18 protein-coding genes and 1 tRNA gene are annotated in these 17032 nt (G+C 64.3%); 10 read left to right on the top strand and 9 right to left on the bottom strand.

The genetic code is table 11. From position 1 onward, the window contains the following. Position 1: 1 nt before the first annotated feature. Genes GGR73_RS09700 through GGR73_RS09690 form a run of 3 tightly spaced genes read left to right on the top strand, consistent with a single transcriptional unit; the run spans position 2 to position 1757 of the window. The gene (locus GGR73_RS09700) at positions 2–865 is read left to right on the top strand and encodes a prepilin peptidase (RefSeq protein WP_016849610.1); all 864 of its coding nucleotides are present in this window, start codon (positions 2–4) and stop codon (positions 863–865) included. A 13-nt stretch (positions 866–878) separates the two neighbouring features. Beyond that, entirely contained in the window at positions 879–1502 is a 624-nt protein-coding gene (gene coaE / locus GGR73_RS09695; RefSeq protein WP_184456707.1) for a dephospho-CoA kinase, read from the top strand. A gap of 9 nt (positions 1503–1511) precedes the next feature. Next, positions 1512–1757 (top strand): SymE family type I addiction module toxin, encoded by a 246-nt coding sequence (locus GGR73_RS09690; RefSeq protein ID WP_425598399.1) that lies wholly within the window; start codon positions 1512–1514, stop codon positions 1755–1757. A 105-nt stretch (positions 1758–1862) separates the two neighbouring features. On the opposite strand, the gene GGR73_RS09685 is transcribed toward GGR73_RS09690, so the two are convergent. From GGR73_RS09685 to rimK, 4 genes are all read right to left on the bottom strand, one after another. Next, complete coding sequence (locus tag GGR73_RS09685) at positions 1863–3197, bottom strand: sensor histidine kinase (protein WP_016904089.1); 1335 nt, start codon at positions 3195–3197, stop codon at positions 1863–1865. Beyond that, a complete protein-coding gene (locus GGR73_RS09680; protein ID WP_006448355.1) occupies positions 3190–3867 on the bottom strand; it encodes a response regulator transcription factor in 678 nt (225 codons plus the stop codon). Before GGR73_RS09680 ends, GGR73_RS09685 begins: the two co-directional genes overlap by 8 nt. 31 nt (positions 3868–3898) lie before the next feature. Beyond that, complete coding sequence (locus GGR73_RS09675) at positions 3899–4369, bottom strand: hypothetical protein (protein ID WP_221234057.1); 471 nt, start codon at positions 4367–4369, stop codon at positions 3899–3901. 226 nt (positions 4370–4595) lie between these two features. Then, positions 4596–5471, bottom strand: coding sequence for a 30S ribosomal protein S6--L-glutamate ligase (gene rimK / locus GGR73_RS09670; protein ID WP_016904091.1), 876 nt, complete (start codon positions 5469–5471; stop codon positions 4596–4598). 516 nt (positions 5472–5987) lie between these two features. Here rimK and glgX point away from each other — a divergent pair. Both glgX and GGR73_RS09660 read left to right on the top strand, forming a co-directional pair. Continuing rightward, positions 5988–8120, top strand: a complete 2133-nt coding sequence (glgX, locus tag GGR73_RS09665; protein WP_065032736.1) for a glycogen debranching protein GlgX — start codon at positions 5988–5990, stop codon at positions 8118–8120. A 226-nt stretch (positions 8121–8346) separates the two neighbouring features. After that, complete coding sequence (locus GGR73_RS09660) at positions 8347–8655, top strand: hypothetical protein (protein WP_184456705.1); 309 nt, start codon at positions 8347–8349, stop codon at positions 8653–8655. Positions 8656–8770: 115 nt separating this feature from the next. On the opposite strand, the gene GGR73_RS09655 is transcribed toward GGR73_RS09660, so the two are convergent. The 4 genes from GGR73_RS09655 to GGR73_RS09640 all read right to left on the bottom strand — a co-directional run bounded on the left by GGR73_RS09655 (position 8771) and on the right by GGR73_RS09640 (position 12010). Continuing rightward, positions 8771–9163, bottom strand: a complete 393-nt coding sequence (locus GGR73_RS09655) for an H-NS histone family protein (protein ID WP_023904915.1) — start codon at positions 9161–9163, stop codon at positions 8771–8773. Positions 9164–9251: 88 nt separating this feature from the next. After that, complete coding sequence (locus GGR73_RS09650) at positions 9252–9638, bottom strand: hypothetical protein (protein WP_026064907.1); 387 nt, start codon at positions 9636–9638, stop codon at positions 9252–9254. 409 nt (positions 9639–10047) lie between these two features. Further along, positions 10048–10121: transfer RNA gene (locus GGR73_RS09645), tRNA-Gly, on the bottom strand. Positions 10122–10225: 104 nt separating this feature from the next. Then, positions 10226–12010, bottom strand: a complete 1785-nt coding sequence (locus GGR73_RS09640) for an autotransporter domain-containing protein (protein ID WP_184456967.1) — start codon at positions 12008–12010, stop codon at positions 10226–10228. A gap of 190 nt (positions 12011–12200) precedes the next feature. Here GGR73_RS09640 and thiS point away from each other — a divergent pair, with 190 nt between their 5' ends. The 4 genes from thiS to GGR73_RS09620 all read left to right on the top strand — a co-directional run bounded on the left by thiS (position 12201) and on the right by GGR73_RS09620 (position 16114). Further along, complete coding sequence (gene thiS, locus GGR73_RS09635; RefSeq protein ID WP_016903326.1) at positions 12201–12401, top strand: sulfur carrier protein ThiS; 201 nt, start codon at positions 12201–12203, stop codon at positions 12399–12401. Between the two features lie 49 nt (positions 12402–12450). Further along, positions 12451–13245 (top strand): thiazole synthase, encoded by a 795-nt coding sequence (locus GGR73_RS09630; RefSeq protein WP_016903327.1) that lies wholly within the window; start codon positions 12451–12453, stop codon positions 13243–13245. Positions 13246–13418: 173 nt separating this feature from the next. Continuing rightward, entirely contained in the window at positions 13419–14177 is a 759-nt protein-coding gene (gene trmB, locus GGR73_RS09625) for a tRNA (guanosine(46)-N7)-methyltransferase TrmB (protein ID WP_053045691.1), read from the top strand. A 74-nt stretch (positions 14178–14251) separates the two neighbouring features. Beyond that, positions 14252–16114 (top strand): SLC13 family permease, encoded by a 1863-nt coding sequence (locus tag GGR73_RS09620; protein WP_024940321.1) that lies wholly within the window; start codon positions 14252–14254, stop codon positions 16112–16114. Positions 16115–16133: 19 nt separating this feature from the next. Here GGR73_RS09620 and GGR73_RS09615 read toward each other — a convergent pair whose 3' ends face one another. Next, on the bottom strand, positions 16134–16475 hold the full coding sequence (locus GGR73_RS09615; RefSeq protein ID WP_104600097.1) for a Rieske (2Fe-2S) protein: 342 nt from the start codon (positions 16473–16475) through the stop codon (positions 16134–16136). A 252-nt stretch (positions 16476–16727) separates the two neighbouring features. Here GGR73_RS09615 and GGR73_RS09610 point away from each other — a divergent pair, with 252 nt between their 5' ends. Further along, positions 16728–17003, top strand: coding sequence for a hypothetical protein (locus GGR73_RS09610; RefSeq protein ID WP_053045694.1), 276 nt, complete (start codon positions 16728–16730; stop codon positions 17001–17003). Positions 17004–17032 lie beyond the last annotated feature (29 nt).

Genomic DNA, 17032 nt, shown 5'->3' with positions numbered 1-17032 from the left:
AATGGCATTTCTCGACCAGCATCCCGGTCTCGGCTTTCCTGCCGCGGCCGGACTGGGACTGCTGATCGGCAGCTTCCTGAACGTGGTGATCCTGCGCTTGCCCAAGCGCATGGAGTGGCAGTGGCGGCGCGACGCGCGCGAGATCCTGGAGCTGCCGGACATCTATGAACCGCCGCCGCCGGGCATCGTGGTGGAGCCGTCGCACGACCCGGTCACCGGCGACAAGCTCAAGTGGTGGGAGAACATCCCGCTCTTCAGCTGGCTGATGCTGCGCGGCAAGTCGCGCTACAGCGGCAAGCCAATCTCCATCCAGTACCCGCTGGTTGAGCTGTTGACCTCGATCCTGTGTGTAGCCAGCGTCTGGCGCTTCGGCTTCGGCTGGCAGGGCTTCGGCGCAATCGTGCTGAGCTGCTTTCTGGTGGCGATGTCCGGCATCGACCTGCGCCACAAGCTGCTGCCGGACCAGCTGACCTTGCCGTTGATGTGGCTGGGCCTGGTCGGCTCGATGGACAACCTCTACATGCCGGCCAAGCCCGCCCTGCTGGGCGCGGCGGTTGGCTATGTCTCGCTGTGGACGGTGTGGTGGCTGTTTAAGCAGCTCACCGGCAAGGAAGGCATGGGCCACGGCGACTTCAAGCTGTTGGCCGCGCTCGGTGCCTGGTGCGGGCTGAAAGGCATCCTGCCGATCATCCTGATCTCCTCGCTGGTCGGTGCCATCCTCGGCTCGATCTGGCTGGTGGCCAAGGGCCGCGACCGCGCCACCCCGATTCCGTTTGGCCCCTACCTGGCCATCGCCGGCTGGGTGGTGTTCTTCTGGGGCAACGATCTTGTGGACGGCTACCTGCACTTCGCAGGCCTGCGTTGATCAGGGCACGGCGATGAGCGACTTCATCGTCGGCCTCACGGGTGGCATCGCCTCCGGCAAGAGCGCCCTGACCGCCGAGTTCGAGAAGCTTGGTGTGCCGGTCATTGACGCGGATGTTGTTGCGCGGCGGGTTGTGGCGCCTGGCTCCATTCTCGACGCCATTACCGAGCAGTTCGGCCGCGAGATTCTGTTACCGGATGGAACGCTGGACCGCCAAGCGCTGCGCAAGATCGTCTTCGCCGATCCAGTCCAACGGAAAGCGCTGGAAGCGATCACCCACCCGGCCATTCGCGCAGAACTGCAGCGCGCCGCGCTGGCAGCCGTGGGCCCTTATACGATCGTCGCGATTCCCCTGCTGACCGAAGCGGGCGGACGAGCGACCTATGCCTGGCTAAACCGCATTCTCGTCGTCGATGTGCCGGTGTCGCTCCAACATGCTCGCCTGATGCAACGCGACGGGAGCACATCGGTGCTTGCCGATCAGATGATTGCCGCGCAAGCGTCTCGCGAACAACGATTGGCCATTGCCGATGACGTAGTCAGCAACGAAGGCGACACGGACCGATTGGCGCAACAAGCGCGAAGCCTGGATGCGAGCTACAGGGCAGTTTTACAAACGCATCCAATCGGGCGCTGACATCTACGGGTGCGCACTCAAAATACTGCCATGGACAGTCGGCTGCCGTTACCGCCGGCGAGATCGTTAGCACACGAAGCGTGGCATCCATTACTCCCTTACTACGATGCAGAATCTGGCCGGCCGCACAGCCAGCGGATTCCCAGCGTGCGCTTGCGCGGGATTTGGCTGGAGCAGTTGGAGTTTGCGATTGGGTGCAAGCTGCAGATCACTGCGCGTGCGGGCGAGTTGGTGGTGACGGTGGTGGAGCGCTGAGCTGGGTTTTGGGTGCGGATGTTGTTTGGATGCCCTGCAGTGGGAAGGACGATACGTGTAAAGCCCTCGCGCCCGGGTGCGCTCCTACGGGAGTGTGGGTGGTGGTTAGCGGTGGAAGGCTAGTGTTGCGATGACGCCGCGCTGCTGGCCTGGGCGCACGCTGACGCGCCAGCCGTAGAGGTCGCACAGCCGGCTGACGATCGACAGGCCGATGCCGCCGCCTTGCGAGTGGCCGGCGTGGGTGCCGCGGTAGCCGCGCTGGAACAGTTTGGCGGCGTCTTCCTCGCTCAGGCCGGGGCCGGAGTCGATCACTTCCACCGCATCGCCAAGCACGCGCACGCGTACCTGGCCGTCCTGGGTGTACTTGACCGCGTTGCCGATCAGGTTGCCCAGCGCCACCGACAAGGCAGATTCGGGCGCGTCGATGACCAGGTCGCGCTCGCCCTCCAGCAGCAGCTCCAGCTGTTTGCCGCCGAGCTGGGCGCGGTGCGCGTCGATCAGTTGCTCGGCCACCTTGGCGACATTGCTGCTGCCCTGCCCGCGTTCATTGCGCGAGAGCAGCAGCAGCGAGCCGATCAGGTCGCTGCATTGCAGTTCGGCGCGCTGGATGCGCTGCAGGCGCTGCAGCATCTTTTCGTCAAGATTGGGCTTGGTGAGCAGCAGTTCGGTGGCGCCGCGGATCACCGCCAGCGGGGTGCGCAGTTCGTGGCTGACGTCGGCATTGAATTCGCGGTCGCGCTGTACCACTTCGGTGAGGCGGGCCGAGTAATCGTCCAGCGCTTCGGCCAGCTGGCCAACTTCGTCGTCCGGGAAGTGCGCGGCCAGCGGCTTGGGCTCGCTGGTGCCGCCGCGGTAGGCGCGCAGGCGTGCGGCCAGGTCCGACACCGGGCGCATGACCTTGGACGCCGACCACCAGCCAATCAGCAGCGAGAAGCCGCTGAACACCAGCACCGAAAGCATCAAGGTGCGCTTGAGCTGGATCTCACCCTTGATGGTCTGGGTCATGTCGTAGGCGAGGAAGAACCACTCGCTCGGCGTCTTGCGCACCGCCAGCTTGTACGAATACGCGTTGCCGTTCTCGTCCACGCCGGAGATGGTGTGGATGCCGTCCGGGAACTGATACCACTCCGGCTGTTCCAGCCGCAGCGCTTCGAACTTGTCGCTTTTGACCACCCGCCCACGCATCTGCTGCACCGGCAGGTCGGGGTTGCGCAGCGGGTCGGAATAGAAGCGCTGCGCAAAGGCGTCGATGTTGCGGTTCATCACGTCTTCCACTAACTGGTTTTCCACGCGAGAGCGCGCCCAGTTGGTGGCGAAGGCGAACAGCGTGGTCAGGCAGAAGCCCAACAACACGAACGACAGGATGATGCGGCTGCGCAGACGCCGCCGGTAGCGGCCGCGCCTGCGGGCGGGCCGCGCGCCGTTATTGCTTTCAGGCATCGGGCGAGGCGATGCGATAGCCGATGCCGTGACGGGTCTGGATCATCGGCACATCGAAAGGTTTGTCGACCACCGCACGCAGGCCGTGGATATGCACGCGCAGCGAGTCCGAATCCGGCAGTTCTTCGCCCCAGACGCGGGTTTCCAGCTCCTGGCGGGTGACCACGGCCGGCGAGGCCTCCATCAGCGACTGCAGGATCTTCAAGGCAGTGGGGTTGAGCTGCAACAGCTTGCCGCGGCGACGCACTTCCAGCGTGTCCAGGTTGTATTCCAGATCGCCGGTTTCCAGCACGCGGGTGTGCACACCCTTGCCACGACGCGACAGCGCGTTGAGCCGCACTTCCACTTCCTGCAGCGCGAACGGCTTGATCAGGTAGTCGTCCGCGCCGGAGTCGAAACCGGCCAACTTGTTGTCCAGCGAATCGCGTGCGGTGAGCATCAGCACCGGTGTCTGTTTGCGCGCTTCGTTGCGCAGCTTGCGACACACCTCGATGCCATCCATGCCGGGCAGGTTGAGGTCGAGCACGATGGCGTCGAACTCGTGCACCACGGCCAGGTGCAGACCGGTCACGCCGTCGGCGGCAAAGTCCACCGTGTGGCCGCGGTCTTCGAGATAGTCGCCCAGATTGGCGGCGATATCGCTGTTGTCTTCGATTACTAGAATTCGCACTGAAACCTCAATAACTATGGTCGGGGTGGACTTAGGAGCCCGGGTCGGTGGCCTTGTGTCTCCGCTGCATGGAGCTCACGTCACGCTCGCCGCTGTCACGCAAGCGTCTGCGTTCGGCAACGGTTTTGCAGATCGAAGTGGTGTGATGAGAACCCGTCGCCTTTTCACGCGTACAAACCAGGCGACTTTCCTCACCCGCCCTCGTCAAAATTGTATTGATGAGCTCTTGGTCGTTGTAGACCGCTGCCTTTCGGTCCGGCGTCAACGCCTGTGCATCACCATTTTCTGCCACTGCAATTTCTATTCTCGTGAGCGCAGAAAGCACCTTAGCGCGGTCTTCCTGACTGATCTCGGAGTACTTGGTGCCGCCATCCAGCTCGTTGCGCACTTGAGCGGCCTGCTGGGCGAAAGGCTTCTTGACGTCTACTGTTGCCGAGGCATCCGCAGCACTGACTAGCAAGAGCACAGACAAAGATGCCGTATAACAGAAAGCCTTGAGCATGATCGTTCCTTGTTCCATCGTCCGTTTAACATTTCCTCACTTTAGACTCGACGTCGCTGGTGGAGCAAGCGTGCCTAAGTAAAAAGGCCTAAGTGCGACAACGCACTTGGGCCAAAAGTTCATCCCGATCACCGTCACTGCCGAGAGCGGAGCTACGGTCGGGTGAGGCTAGCGAGGAAAGGATTAGATTTTCGTTAAATTTTTGCTAACAACACTCCCGGCCCGATCAACGGATCGACTGCTCCAGGTGCTGGATGATCGCCGCCGCCACGTCCACCTCGCAGACCCCTTCCACGCCCTCCAGTCCGGGAGTCGAGTTGACCTCGAGCACCAACGGCCCGCGCCTGGAACGGATCAGGTCCACACCGGCCACGGCCAGGCCCAGCGCGCGCGCCGAGCGTACCGCGACCTCCTGCTCCTGCTCGGTGGCCTGGGCCACCGCAGCGCTGCCGCCCAGATGCAGGTTGGAACGGAAGTCGCCCTCGGCCGCCTGCCGGCGCATCGCGGCAACCACCCGGTCGCCGACCACGAAGCAGCGCAGGTCCGCGCCCTCGGCCTCGCCGATGAATTCCTGCACGATGAAGTTGGCATAGAGCCCGCGCAGCGCCTCGACTACGCCGCGCGAGGCGCTGGCTTTCTCGGTGAGGATCACCCCGGCGCCCTGCGCGCCCTCGTTCAACTTCACCACATGCGGCGGCGGGCCCAGCATCGACAGCAGATCCTGGGTGTCGTCCGGGTTGTCGCCGAACACGGTCACCGGCATGTCGATGCCTTGCGCGGCCAGCAACTGATGCGCACGCAACTTGTCGCGCGAGCGCAGGATGGCGTCGGACGGGTTGGGCGTGTAGGTGCCCATGAATTCGAGCTGGCGCAACACGGCGGTGGCATAGCGCGTGACCGAGGCGCCGATGCGCGGGATCACCGCATCGAAGCCGGTGATCGGCTTGCCCTTGTAGTGCAGGCTGAAACCGTCGGCGGCGATGCGCATGTAGCAGCGCAGCGGGTCGAGGATGCGCACGGTATGACCACGCTTGCGCCCGGCCTCGATGAGCCGCCGGGTCGAATACAGCTTGCTGTTGCGGGAAAGAATGGCGATTTTCATCGCGGCAGGTGTACGGCGGGGCCTGGACATGGTCGGAGTCTGATGACGGAGTGACCCAAGTCCGTAGGTCTGCCAGCCGACTGCACGCGCGGGCAGCTTCCCTGCCCTTGCACGTTGCGCTCGACGGGTGTGCGACGGCCCCGAGAATGGGAGGTGGAAGTGACGCAGCAAGGCAGCTGTAAGACTGCACGCGCGGCGTGGCTGCGACGGCCCGGATGCTAGCAGGGCGGCTGCGCAGCGCTCAAGCGCGCTGACGTACCTCGGCACAGGTGATGCACGGCGCAGGTTTGCCCGCGACAGTCGCGCAGACAACGCAGCAGACATGCGCGACTCAACGTCTCAGCTCCATCCGCGTCAGCGCGCGCTTCCGTCACCTCGGTCGGAATGACCGGCCGCCGCGCGCCGTATCGACCGCCCTCACGCCGCCCCCCTGTCGTCGTGACGCAGTTTGCACAGCGCAACCCGCAATGCTTGAGTTCCCTCAATGCCGGCATGCCGGCGCACCCGAGACTCTCAATGCGACGTCCAGCAAGCGCGGCTTACGCCAACCCCTCCCGCATCCGTCAAGGACGCCCGTTTCCGCGCGGTGCCGTCTTCGATGGCCAGGGCACCAATTTTGCGTTGTTTTCCGCGCATGCCACGCGCGTGGAGCTGTGCCTGTTCGACGAACAGGGCACCGAAGTGCGGGTGGATCTTCCGGAATACACCAACGAGATCTGGCACGGCTACCTACCCGACGTCAAACCCGGCCAGCGCTACGGCTACCGCGTGCATGGCCCGTATGAGCCGACCGAAGGCCACCGCTTCAACCACAACAAGCTGTTGATGGACCCGTATGCACGCGAGATGGATGGCGACCTGATCTGGGCAGACGAACTGTACGGCTATACCGTGGGTCACCCGGACGGCGATCTGAGTTTCGACGAGCGCGACAGCGCGCCGTTCATGCCCAAGTGTGTGGTGGTTGAAGACACCTACGACTGGGAAGACGATGCGCGCCTGCTCAAGCCGTGGAACGAGACGGTGATCTACGAGACCCATGTGCGTGGCTATACCATGCGCAACCCGCAGGTACCGGAGGCCGTACGCGGCACCTTCGCCGGCCTGGCGCAGCCGCAGGTGCTGCAATACATCAAGGACCTGGGCATCACCGCAGTGGAGCTGTTGCCGGTACATGCGTATCTGGACGACCAGCATCTGCTGGACAAGGACCTGCGCAATTACTGGGGCTACAACACCATCGGCTTCTTCGCGCTGAAGTCGCGCTACCTGTCCAGCGGACATCGCGATGAGTTCCGCGACATGGTCAAGGCCATGCACAAGCAGGGCCTGGAAGTGATCCTGGACGTGGTCTACAACCACACCGCCGAAGGCAGCGAGCTGGGCCCGACGCTGTCGTTCAAGGGCATCGACAACGCCAGCTATTATCGCCTTGCCGAAGACAAGCGTTACTACATCAACGATACCGGCACCGGCAATACGCTCAATCTGAGCAACTCGCGGGTGATCCAGTTCGTCAACGACTCGCTGCGCTATTGGGCCGGCGAGATGCATGTGGACGGCTTCCGCTTCGACCTGGCCACGATCCTGGGACGCGAGCCCAGTGGCTTCGACCAGCGTGGCGGTTTCCTGGATGCGTGCAACCAGGATCCGTTGCTGTCGGAGGTCAAGTTGATTGCCGAACCCTGGGACTGCGGCCCCGGCGGCTACCAGGTCGGTCATTTCCCGCCGGGCTGGTCGGAATGGAACGACAAGTTCCGCGACAACGCGCGCGAGTTCTGGAAGGGCGAGGATGGCAAGCTCGCCGAGTTCGCCACGCGCTTCACCGGTTCGGCCGATCTGTTCGATCGTCGCGGTCGCCGTCCATGGGCGTCGGTCAACTTCATCACCGCGCATGATGGATTCACCCTGCGCGACCTGGTGAGCTACAACGAAAAGCACAACATCGCCAATGGCGAGGACAATCGCGACGGTTCGTCCAACGACGGTTCCTGCAACTATGGCGAGGAAGGCGATACCGACAACGCGGACGTGCTGCAGATCCGCGAGCGGCAGATGAAGAACCTGCTCGCCACGCTGCTGCTCTCGCAAGGGACGCCGATGATGCTTGCCGGTGACGAGCGTGCGCAGTCGCAGGGCGGCAACAACAACACCTATTGCCAGGACAACGAGATCACCTGGCTGGACTGGGAAAACGACCCGACCGATGGCCGCCTGACCGACTTCGTCAAGGCACTGACACAGTTGCGCAAGCGCTATCCGATCCTGTCGCGCGGCCGCTTCCTCAACGGCCAGTACAACGAGGAGGCAGGCCTGCGCGATCTCACCTGGCTCAATCCGGGTGGCACCGAAATGGACGACGCGCACTGGACCGATGCCGGCGCGCGCTCGGTGGGACTGCTGCTGGAAGGCAAGGCACAGACCTCCGGTGTCAAGGAGCTGGCCAACGACGCCACGTTGTTGATCGTCATCAATGCCTACCACGAAGGCGTGACCTTCACCCTGCCCTCGGCCGACGAACCGGTGCACTGGAAGCTGGCGCTCTCGACCGACGAAGCGCTGGAAGTGGACATGATGCCGGCCGGCGCCAGCGAATTCCTGGCCCCGCCGCGCAGCGTGTCGGTGTTTGAGTGCAAGAACGATCAGTAACACTGATGCGGTAACACGAACTCGCGGCCTGCCGGAAACCCGGTAGGCCGCGAGTTTTTTATTGCTTCGACATCGGCGACGGAGGCTACGGCTTTAACAGGATCTGCGCTATCGATTCATGGATGTCGATGCAGCAGTGCAACTCTGAAAGTGACAGCCAGACTCTGCGTCGAGCGCGGGGAAGCAGAATCGCTGCCGGCGCGCCGCAATCGCAGATAGAGCTGCAATGGCTTTGCTTGCCAAAGCGCTTGGAGCAGTGGCTTGGTCTCTAGTGACGCGCGTGGCGATGCGGCCTGGTGCAGTATTTATCGAGTTACCGCTCGCCTTTATCGATAGCCGATCAACCAACTTAAAAAAAACGAAACAGCCGCACCCGGCAATCACGCATTTCGAGTACATCTATCGAAAAACCCGCCGCTTATCGCGACGCACTGTGCTTAAACAATTACATCGCCACAGCAAGCTGGACGCGCAATTCGCTGGCTCCGGCCTAAAGCACGGCGACATCGGCAAGCATCACCACACCCAGACGTGATTGCACGATCCGGCAGCGTCTCGAATGCGGCAATGACGGCGATAACACCAAAGTGCACGACGGCCGTGGATCGCTAAGCGTTACGCGCCCTAGCCAGACCTTGAAGACGCAAAACTCAGCCCGGATATAGCGGAAATCGCTTGTCCGGATGATTGGCCTTCCATTCCTTGTAGGAGCTGGTGCCTTCCCAGGCCTTGAACGCACGCGGCGTGCGACCACGCCCGGACCAGGTCTCGCCGGAATGCGGAATCCAGTACTTGGCCACCACTTCGCCTGTGGACGACAACGGCCCCTTGGATTTGCCAGTCATTGCCAGCGAGGCAATCTGGGACTTCTGCTTGGCATTGAAGCGGCTGCCGAATTGGGTCAGCACCTCGACCACCTGGTCGAAGGCTTCCAGCGTCTGGGCATACTTCAGCTGGGCTTCTTCCTGCTCGAGCTTGCGCAGCTCTTCCAGCAATTGGGCTTTGGCGGCGGCAGAGGGTGAAGCGGGCGGAACCTGGCGCATTGGCAAAACTGAGGTTGGACGGGTCAGCGAGTATTGCCGCTGCGCCGGCTAGCGTAAAGCGGCAGGACGCGCCCGAGTCTGGCTGCGCTCAGCGATGGCGCAGCAAGGCATGCTCGCGGGCCATGGTCAGCACCGGCCCGATGCGCCCGGCCCGGATCAGCTCACCGCAGTGCTTGCCAACAAACTCGACCCTGGGCGCAGAAAACCACTGCACCACCCGATCCAGCTCGCCGGCGTTGATGGACCAGGCATGGCAGACCGCTTCGCCCAGCTCTTCCACCCCCACCAGCCCCAGCTCGCGAATCTGCTCGGAATCCAGCGCGAACATCTCCAGCACCTTGCCAGCATCGTCCGGCGTGCCGTAACCAAAACGCATCTGCTCGGCGCGGTGAGCAACCGAGGCTGCCCGCGCGGATTCGGCGCGGCGTATGCCCTTGAGAAGTGCGCCGATGAGTTGAGGATGCGTGGCGGTCATGGTGCTCGCTCGATGATGGCTGCCACTATGCCCATCGCCGCGAGCCCGCTCAATCAGGAGGTTCCTGACCATGGGCAAGGAAATAGCGAAGCGCGCAACTGGCGTTATTCGCCGCGGCGCGCTGCAATCAATGCCGGTCCAAACACTAAATGTTATGTCCGGCGGCACCGTCGCAATCGGTTGTAGCCGACGAAAACCCCCGATCCGCAGTTAAAAAGCCGACGGCTGAAAACCAATCGTTACCATCGACTGCGGAGGCTTGAGCTGCGCCCTGAAATTGCATGTCAGGGAGTAAGTGCAATCGCGCAGCGACCGGCCCAGAAGGTAAGCAATTCAGTTAGGACGGATCAGATATCGAGCAATCCGCGCTGGCCTAGTGGACAAGATCGTCAGAGGCCACTGCCGGACATGGAGCGGGCGATGGGAATCGAACCCACGTCAGTAGCTTGGGAAGCTACAGCTCTACCATTGAGCTACGCCCGCACGGCGTTGCGAGAGTTTAGGCGGGTGCGGGGGCCGGGCGCAATGCGTAGATGTGACGAGGGCCGGTTGCCCGGCCCTCGCTTGCAACGCGTGTGGCGCGTGGATCAGAAGTTGCCGCTGAAATTCACGAACAGCGTCGCGTCGCGGGCGCTGCGCTGGGCGGTGGTGGTGCTCAGGCCGATGTTGCTCTGCAGGCCCCACAGGCCGGTGCGGGCGCCCAGCACGACGGTCGCGTAGTTGCGATCGAAGTTCTGCCCGGGGACGGTGTACATGCCCACGTCCGGCATCGACTGCAGCCAGGCGCTGGCTTCGATGCCGTCCTTGAACTCGTGGTCGTAGGTCGCCTGCAGGTACGGCTTGACCATTGCACCGTCCAGGCGCACCTGGAAGCCGATGCGGCCGACCATCGAGTCGATGTCCTGATCGGCGTAGCCCAGTGCGGTGGAGCTTTCGTTGCTCTCGGTGTAGCCGTCGAGCTTGAGCTTCTGCCAGGTCAGGCCGACCACCGGGCCGTACTTGACGTTACCTTCGCCCAGCGAATAGCCCGCGTTGACCGCGGCGGTGAGGTTGCTGCCATCCGGCGAGCCGCTGTGCACGCGGGTGGCCGGCCCCAGCTGCACTTCGCGGTCGACGTCGTAGCTCAGCCAGCTGTAGCTGACCTGCGCGTTGACCCAGACCGGGCCGGTGTACCAGCCGAAGAAGCCGCCCAACGTGGTGTCGTCCTGCTTGAAGCTGCCGTTACGGTTGCCGAAGTCGGCGTCCATGCTGCCGAAGCCGGCAAAGCCGCCGAACACCAGGTCGCCCGCAGTCCAGTCCACACCGAACAAGCCGGCCGGGGCCATGCCGTCGTACAGATCGGCGTGGTCGTAACGCTGCATGTCGCCACGCACGCTGCCCCACCAACGCAGGCCATCGGCGTCCGGCTTGCCGTCCAGATGCCAGGCCACCTGGTCGGCGCGCGCGCGGCCGATCGCCTGCGCCGAATGCGTGAGCACCTGCTGCAGACGCGGGGCTTCCAGCAGCGAGATGGCGTACTCGCCCAGGATCTGGTGGGTGGCGGTGGTCGGGTGGATGCCATCGGCGAACACATAGGTGTTGGGCGCGTTGGCGGCGACCAGGCTGGTCGGGTTGCAGGCCGGCAGCGGCACGGCCGGGTTGCAGGCGGTGCTGGTGACGTTGCTGAAGCCGTAGGTGCCAGGATTGGCAACCACTTCCTGCAGGATGTGGAAGGTGTCGACCGGGATCACGCGCAGGCCGGCCGACCGCAGGCCATTGAACAATGCGGTGTTGTAGGCGGTTGCCGCAGCAGTGCCCTGCGCCATCGCAGCGGCACCGCCGGCGCGGAAGCGCGGGGTGATGCCCACGTCCGGAATGGTCGGCACCATCACGTAGCGCGCGCCGGCGGCCTGCAAGGCGCCGACCGCACCGACCTGCGCGGTGACCGCGTTGCCGATGATGGCCTGCGCCTGGGCCGGCACGGCGGCAGCGGCGAGCAGATCGTTGGCGCCGCCCCATACGGTGTAGAGCGCGTTCGGATTGGCCTGGCCGCCGTTGGCGCTCAGGTAGGTATTGATCTGGCTGGTCACCGAAGGCGCGGCACCGAGCACGCTGGTCGAACCGGCCTGGATGCGGGCACCGCCGGCGGCGTAGTTGTCGCCGGTCTGGCCATTGCCGTTGGGCGCGGCATTGGTGCCGTAGTGATCGGCGACGTACTCGGCCCAGACCCAGCCCGGGTTGGTGGTGAACTTGCCGGTGACCGCGCGCGAGGCGGCCGGCAGCAACGGGTTGTAGTAGCCGCTGTCGGTGAGGCTGTCACCGAAGAACACGGTCTGGTCGAACGCAGACGCGGCCATGGCCGGGGTGGCCGCAATGGCGATGGCCACGGCCATCAGGGAACGGATCGGGCGAAGGGTTGAAGCCATGGGAGTGCCTGCTCAAGGTAGTGTGGAACTGGACCGGACCTGCTGACGTACGCCGGCGAATGGCACATGGTTTCACCCTCGCCGCCCGCGCTCACGCTGCATTGCCGCATAACGCAAAAACGCGCGCCCTGGCGGCACGCGATGCCACAATGATGACATGAACATTCAACTCAACGGCACCCCGCGCGACATTCCCGACGACCTGCTGCTGGCCACCCTGCTGGAGCAGGAAGGTCTTGCACAACGGCGCGTGGCGGTGGAGATCAATGGCGAAATCGTGTCGCGCGGGCGGCATGCCACGCACCGGTTGCGTGCCGGCGATGTGGTGGAGATCGTGCACGCGCTGGGCGGCGGTTGATGCGGCACACAGGCCGGCGCAGCTGCGCGCGATCGGTGATAATTGCCCGATGACCAATACCGCCCCCTCTGATGCGCTGATCATCGCCGGCAAGCCGTACCGTTCGCGCCTGCTGACCGGCACCGGCAAGTTCAAGGACCTGGACGAAACCCGCCTGGCCACCGAAGCGGCCGCCGCGCAGATCGTCACCGTGGCGATCCGCCGGGTGAACATCGGCCAGGACCCCAACGCGCCCAGCCTGCTCGATGTGCTGCCGCCGGATCGCTACACGCTGCTGCCCAACACGGCCGGCTGCTATACCGCCGAAGACGCGGTGCGCACCTGCCGGCTGGCGCGCGAGCTGCTGGACGGCCACAACCTGACCAAGCTGGAAGTGCTCGGCGACGAGCGCACGCTGTATCCGGATGTGGTGCAAACGCTCAAGGCTGCCGAGCAGTTGGTGGCCGACGGCTTCGACGTCATGGTCTATACCTCCGACGATCCGATCCTGGCCAAGCGCCTGGAAGAGATCGGCTGCGTGGCGGTGATGCCACTGGCCGCGCCGATCGGCTCCGGGCTGGGCATCCAGAACAAGTACAACCTGCTGGAAATCATCGAAAACGCCAAGGTGCCGATCATTGTCGATGCCGGCGTGGGCACGGCATCGGATGCGGCGATCGCGATGGAGCTGGGCTGCGACGGCGTGCTGATGAACACCGCCATCGCCGGTGCGCGCGATCCGATCCTGATGGCGAGCGCGATGCGCAAGGCGATCGAGGCCGGACGCGAAGCCTTCCTGGCCGGGCGGATTCCGCGCAAGCGGTATGCCTCGGCGTCGAGTCCGGTGGATGGCGTGATTGGATGAGTGGGTGGGCTGCGTTGACATTGCCGTCGATGCGCACCGCTTGGCCGTGTGACATGCCGGATGTGGCCGTTGCTGGATCGCGCGTCGCTGCACGTGCTCCCTTACGCCGTACCCTCACCCCAACCCCTCTCCCCAAGGTAGAGGGGCTTTTGTTTTTTGATGTGACTTAACTCATGACTGATCCTTTCACCAGCGACGGCGCCAAGATGCCGCCCAAGCCCTTCACCATCGAAGAGGGCCGCCGGCAGGTGCGCAGCTTCGTGCTGCGCCAGGGCCGCTTCACCCCGGCGCAGCAGCGCGCGTTCGACGAGTTGTGGCCGCGCTTCGGCCTGGACTACAGCGGTGCGCCGCGCGATCTCGATGCGGCCTTCGGCCGTCCCGCACCCAAGGTGCTGGAGATCGGGTTTGGCAATGGCGCGGCATTGCGCTTTGCCGCGCAGCAGGACCCCAGCCGCGATTACATCGGCATCGAGGTGCATGCGCCCGGCGTCGGTCGCCTGCTCAATGCGCTGGACGAGGATGGCAGCACGCATGTGCGCCTGTATCACCACGACGCAGTGGAAGTGCTCGAACACGAGATCGCCGATGGCGCGCTTGACGAGGTGCGCATCTACTTCCCCGATCCGTGGCACAAGAAGCGCCACAACAAGCGCCGCCTGATCCAGCCGGCGTTCGCGCAGCTGGTGGTGCGCAAGCTACGCGATGGTGGCCGCCTGCATGCGGCCACCGACTGGGCCGATTACGCCGAACAGATGTGGGACGTGCTCGACGCCACCCCGGGCCTGGTCAATCGCGCCGGCCCGCGCGGCCACGTCGAACGCCCCGCCTGGCGCCCGCAGACCCACTTCGAAACCCGCGGCCAGAAGCTCGGCCACGGCGTGTGGGATCTGGTTTATGACCGGGATTCGGGAGCGGGGATTGGGGATTCGTAACAGCGCTACCCCGCATACTCGACGCCGCAGTCGCCTGACCAATCCCCACTCCCGAATCCCGAATCCCTGCCCCGATGGACACCGCGCTGACACTGACCAACGATATGAAGCTCGTCCTCGGGCTGGTCGGTTTCACGATGGCGATGTTTTTGTTCGAGCGCATCCGCGCCGACGTGGTGGCCTTGATCGTGCTGGTGGTGCTGGGCGTCACCGGGCTGGTGGCGCCGGAAGAACTGTTCGGTGGTTTTTCCGGTAACGCGGTGATGAGCATCATCGCCACCACCATTCTTGGTGCGGGGCTGGAGCGCACCGGTGCGTTGAATCGCCTGGCGACCTGGTTGCTGCGGCGCTCGCACGGCAGCGAACAACGCCTGATGATGATGACGCTGGCCATCTCCGGCTTGAATTCGTCCTTCATGCAGAACCCGTCGGTGATGGCCTTGTACCTGCCGGTCGCCTCGCGGCTGGCCACGCGCACCGGGCTGACCCTGCAACGCATGCTGCTGCCGATCGCCGCGGCCATCGTGATGGGCGGCGCGCTGACCATGGTGGGCAATTCACCGCTGATCCTGCTCAACGATCTATTGGTCTCCGCCAACAACAACCTGCCCTCGGGCATGGCCAGCATCGAGCCGTTGACGATGTTCGCGCCGCTGCCGATCGGCGTGGCCTTGCTGATCGCCGCACTGCTGTACTTCCGCTTCTACGGCGACCGCAAGCTGATCGAAGAAGAACGCCTGATCAACGAAGGCGTCACGCCCTCGCGCACCGAAAGCTATTTCGCCAAGACCTACGGCATCGACGGCGACGTGTTCGAGCTCACCGTCAGCGCCGAAAGCCCATTGGTGGGCATGACCCTTGGCGAGGCCGAAGCGCTGCACGACGCGCCGTTGCTGCTGGCCCTGAAGACCGGCAACGACACCCGCCTGGCGCCGCCGGCCGACATGCGCATCTGGGTCGGCAGCGTGCTCGGTGCGATGGGGCCGCGCCAGGAAGTGACCGACTTCGCGCAGAACCAGTTCCTGCGCATGTCCTCGCGCCTGCGCAACCTGGGCGATCTGTTCAACCCCAGCCTGGCCGGCATTTCCGAAGCATTGATTCCGCCCAACTCGCGACTGATCGGCAAGACCGCGGCCGAGTTGCGCCTGCGCAAGCAGAGCGGCATCAGCCTGCTGGCGATCAACCGCGACAAGCAGGTGATCCGCGAGGACGTGCGCAACGTGCCGCTGCGTGGCGGCGACATGCTGGTGTTCCACAGCATCTGGCAGGACCTGGCGCAGGCGGCGGAAAGCCGCGATTTCGTGCCGGTGACCGACTTCCCCAAGGGCGAGCAGCGCCCGCACAAGTTCAAGATCGCCATGGCGATCTTCGCCTTCACCATCCTGATCGCGCTGACCTCGCGCTTGCCGGTGGCACTGACCTTGATGACCGGCGTGGCCTGCATGCTGGTCAGCGGCGTGCTGCGCATGGACGAGGCCTATGCCTCGATCAACTGGAAGACCATCTTCATGATGGCCGGCCTGATTCCACTCGGCTGGGCGATGGACAGCAGCGGCACCGCGGCCTGGGTGGCGGGCCATACCATCGACCGCCTGCCCGAAGGCATTCCGGTATGGGCGCTGGAAATCAGCCTGGCGCTGCTGACCACCGCGTTTTCGCTGGTAATCAGCCATGTCGGCGCCACCATCGTGATGGTGCCGATTGCGGTCAACCTGGCGCTGGCCGCCAACGGCAACCCCACCGCATTCGCGCTGATCGTGGCGCTGTCGGCGTCCAACAATCTGATGACGGCCTCCAACCCGGTGATCTCGATGGTGGCCGGCCCGGCCAACTATCAGCCGCGCGAGCTGTGGCGCGTGGGCGCACCGCTGTCGCTGATCTACATCGTGGTGATGGTGTCGATGATCAACCTGATGTTCTGGTGGGCAGCGCGCTGAGCCGCACCACCTTCAGCAGTCACCCAAGCACCACCTGCTCACCCTCGATGCGCACCGGCACCGCCAGCAGCGACTGACCGCGGCACGGGCCGCTGATGCATTCGCCGCCGGTGAGCTCGAACGCTGCGCCATGCGCTGCGCACACCAGGTGGCCGTCCTTGGTCTTGAGGAACTGGCCCGGCGCCCAGTCCAGCCGGCGGCCGGCGTGCGGGCAGACGTTCAACCAGGCACGCACCTGGGCGCCGTCGCGATACAGCACCAGCGACTCCGGGCCGCCGTCCCAGACCGCTTCGACTTCCAGAAATCCGGCGTCGGGAATCTGCGCCAGTTCGACAAGCGTGGTGGGCGATGACGAAGACATGCAGTCTGCTGTTCGAGAACGGACTGCGATTGTGGCATGCGCCTGCATCGCCCCGACGCCACGCGGCGGGCTGCAATTCGCCCGCTTGCCGGCCCGTACGGGCGGCGCTCCGGGCTGCCAAAGCGACAATCGCCCAGCACACCCGATGTGATGAACTTAACAAAACGAGCGAACGTTTAACGAAGTTTTCACTCAATGACATGAAACCGCAACGATACTGCCTGCCTGTTTCCTGCCCGGCAGCCCACCGCCATGCCTGCACGCATCTTCCAACTCGGTAACCTCCATCACCTGTTTGCCCCGCGCAAGCCGCGTCACCCGCTGGTGCGCGTGGCCGCCGGCCTGGCTGGTCTGGTCATCCTTGCGGTGCTGATCTTCTTCAGCGTGTTCGTGGGCGCGGCGATGATCCTGGGCGGCATTGCCTGGAAGCTGCTGAGCAAATCGAACCGTCGCACGCCGCAGCACACCCGCGTGGTCGAGGCCGAATACCGCGTGGTGCGCAAGCCTGCGCTGCCGTTGTCGCACTGAGGCACCAGTCCACCGCCTCCAGCGCGGTG

Source organism: Xanthomonas sp. F14 (assembly GCF_014199865.1).
Note: the sequence above shows the minus strand (reverse complement) of the source record. Positions and strands in the feature narration are given on the sequence as shown.